This is a genomic window from Methylobacterium sp. Leaf106 (assembly GCF_001422895.1).
Lineage (GTDB): Bacteria > Pseudomonadota > Alphaproteobacteria > Rhizobiales > Beijerinckiaceae > Methylobacterium > Methylobacterium bullatum.
The window spans coordinates 1-3,359 of record NZ_LMNB01000028.1 but is presented as its reverse complement, the minus strand read 5'-3'; the positions used below and the strand labels follow the sequence as shown (position 1 = coordinate 3,359).

Here is a 3,359-nt window from a genome sequence, read left to right as displayed (position 1 = left end):
TGGCGGCGAGGGGACGGACCTGCTCTTCATTCTCAAGGACAGCACCGTCGAGCTCAACGTCGAATCGTTCTCCGTCGATGCCAGTATCGAGAAGGTCTATGTCCGCGACGGGGCGCACCTCAGCATGTCGGGTGTGGCGGTCGGTACGAAGCTCTATTCCCAGAGCCAGACCGGCGGCAACGCGACGATCATCGGCACGGACGGCGCCGACCGCATCCAGGCCGGAAAGGGCGACGACGGCATCACCGAGCCTCGGTGGCGACACGGGTGGCCTGGACGTCCGGTCGTTCCACGGCGGCGACAGCACGCTCATCACCCTGACCCACGAATCCGGACCGACCGACAAGATCATCTTGATCGACGTCGGGTTCGGCGCCCTGTCGGAGGGTAGCTTCATCCTCTGACGGCCGCACCGTCTTCCGGACTGCCCGGTCGCGCGATCCCTTCCAGCGCGACCGGGCGATCGGCCATGCCGAGCGCCGTGTTCGGCAACGGTCCTCCGGTATGCAGATGCCGGCCGGCCGCATCGAGGACACGCTTGTCACCCGCCTACAGTGGGGCACAGCTTTTGGCTCGCAAGGGCTTTGTCCTGGTATTTTCAGACAAAGCCATAACTGTATTTTAAATGGTGGAGTCATATCGAAGCAGAGCGGTTTTAGCACGAACCTGTTCTGTAGGGGCTCAAGATGGCTCAATTTCGTTATACGATGGACGGCGACTACGATCCCGAGAATTTCACTATAGGATATCAAGAACCAATCAACCCGGAGGCCAGGACGCTCGATTTCGGCCCTGGTAACGTGGTCGATGGCTATGAAGAGTTCGAAGATTCTCTCGTATACTTCTTGGATGGGCCGGGGATTGAATATGAGTTCCAGGTCTTCCAGCTGTCGACCCAGATGGCTGGCCTCTACGGCGATTCCAGCGACTTCGACAAAATCACGCGGGTCACCGGCGGCGATTTCGGGGACGTGTTCCGCACCGGCGACGGCAACGACGTCCTGAACGGTGCCGGCGGCAACGATATTCTGGAGGGCGGTCGCGGCATCAACACCATCGACGGCGGCACGGGTACCAACACGCTGAGCTACGAGCATTTCGATGCGCCCACCGAAGACGGCTCGGGCGGGGTCGGGGTCGATATGAGGACCGGCGAAGGCTACGATTATGGTAGCGACAAACAACAGGACTTCTTCGTTAATATTGCCAACATTCGCGGATCGCAATATAACGATGGGATAGATGGTAACACCGAGAACAATGTCATCGAGGGTGGTGCGGGTGCCGACTATATGACCGGTGGCGGTGGCGTCGATACGTTGAGCTACGCGCATTCCACCGAGGGCGTGACTGTCGATCTCTCTGGACAAGACGGTCTCAAGGGCGACGCGGAGGGGGATCATTACCTGGGGTTCCTGAACGTACTTGGCAGTACGTCGAATGATGTCCTTAGTGGAACCGGCGACGCCAATACGCTGAACGGCAATGGCGGCAACGACGAATTGTACGGCCGGGGCGGCGACGATCGCCTCGTCATCGGCAACTCGCCCGTGAAGGTACAGGGCGACCAGGGGACGGACCTGCTCTTCATCGCGAGGTTCGGCAACGTCGAACTCACCGACGAGTCGTTTGCCAGCATCGAGAGGGTTTATGTCCGCGACGGGGCGTCCCTCACCATGGCGGGCGTCGATATCGGCACGAAGATTTATTCGCAGAGCCTGAACGATGGCTCCTCCAAGATCGTCGGCACGGACGGCGCCGACCGCATCGTGGCCGGCAAGGGCGGCGACGTCATCACCGGCGGGAAGGGCGGCGATTCCCTTTTCGGCGGCGCCGGTGCAAACATCTTCGAGTTCGCCTCGGGCGATGGCCGCGACGTCATCCGCAAGTTCGACGTGACCGAAGATGCGCTCCACATCGGTCTCATCACGCAGAGCATGGATGACGTGAAGATCGGATCGTTCCACGGCGAGGCCAATACGATCATCACCTTCACGAGTGACACCGGAGCCTCGAACAAGATCATCCTACTCGACGTCACGGTCGATTCCGTGACGGAAGGCAGCTTCCTCTTCTGAAGTCTGCCCAGTCCTCCGGCCTGCCCGGTCGCGCGATCCCAGCGCGACCGGGTTATCGCCTATGCCGAGCGCCGCTCTCGCGAGCGCTGGCGCGTCGAGGCTATCTTCTGCCGCCTCAAAGACTTCCGTCGTCTTGCCGCCCGATACGACGGCTGGCCCGCAACTATGCCTCTGCCGTCATCGCCTTCCGGAGCCGATCGAGGCCGAACCATAGTCGGGACAATACTGCATTAATTCACTATTTATTTATAGCTATAGAATATTCAATTCCCTAGACGCTATTCGCGTTAAGTCGCGTCTCCATAAATCAATCTATAAGCCGAAGAGCGATCCAATGGCCGAGATCAGATGTTCATATACAGATTCGTATGACGAAGATAAGAGTGTCCCTCTCGAACTGAGCCGCTTCGCGTATAATGGAGTTGATTCTTCTTACAAAACGGTACTCGATAGCTTTTTTGGTCTAGGTTTCTACAATAATAGTGCATTGGCCAGCTATATGGTTCCTTCCACGGTATCAATGCTCAGTCTGTACCTTGATTTCTCTGATAACAAAGCTGACGTAAATTTCGATGGCGGAACGCAAGGCGACGTTCTGCGGGGCGGCCTCGGCGACGACGTCCTGAACGGCGGCGGCGGCAACGATATCCTGGAGGGCGGTCGCGGCATCAACACCATCGATGGCGGCGCCGGCACGAACACCCTAAGCTACGAGCATTTCGATGCGCCTACCGGAGACGGTTCGGGCGGGGTCGACGTCGACTTGAGGATCGGCAAAGGCTATGATTTTGCAAGTGAAAATCAACAAGACATCTTTGTCAATATTGCCAACATTCGCGGATCGCAATATGACGACGTCATAGCTGGCAGCGTCGAGAACAATGTCATCGAGGGGGGTGCGGGCGCCGACTATATGACCGGTGGCGGTGGCGTCGATACGTTGAGCTACGCGCATTCCACCGCGGGCGTGACTGTCGATCTCGCTGGAAACAGCGGCCTCAACGGCGATGCGCAGCAGGATGCTTACTTTGGATTCCTGAATGTAATCGGCAGTACGTTCGGCGATACCCTCTACGGAGACGGCGGCGCCAATACGTTGAACGGCAATGGCGGCAGTGACGAACTGTACGGCCGGGATGGCAACGATCGCCTCGTGATCAGCGATTCGCCCATGAAGGTGGATGGCGGCGAGGGGACGGACCTGCTCTTCATTCTCAAGGACAGCACCGTCGAGCTCAACGTCGAATCGTTCTCCGTCGATGCCAGTATCGAGAAGGTCTA

General features: G+C 58.4%; 2 protein-coding genes and 2 pseudogenes. All 4 read left to right on the top strand.

Annotation, left to right across the window (positions count from 1 at the left end; all coding sequences use genetic code 11):
* A pseudogene (locus ASF34_RS23015) lies at window positions 1-391 on the top strand (hypothetical protein); the annotation flags it as partial.
* Between the two features lie 295 nt (window positions 392-686).
* Window positions 687-2,078 (top strand): calcium-binding protein, encoded by a 1,392-nt coding sequence (locus ASF34_RS15495; RefSeq protein WP_244479013.1) that lies wholly within the window; start codon window positions 687-689, stop codon window positions 2,076-2,078.
* 15 nt (window positions 2,079-2,093) lie between these two features.
* A pseudogene (locus tag ASF34_RS22385) lies at window positions 2,094-2,266 on the top strand (IS5/IS1182 family transposase); the annotation flags it as partial.
* Window positions 2,267-2,412: 146 nt separating this feature from the next.
* A partial coding sequence (locus ASF34_RS23660) for a calcium-binding protein (RefSeq protein ID WP_162240044.1) occupies window positions 2,413-3,359 on the top strand: 947 nt, incomplete at its 3' end.

Coding starts and splice junctions, on each gene's coding strand:
- ASF34_RS15495 (WP_244479013.1), top strand. CDS start 687: ATGGCTCAATTTCGTTATACGATGGACGGCGACTACGATCCCGAGAAT.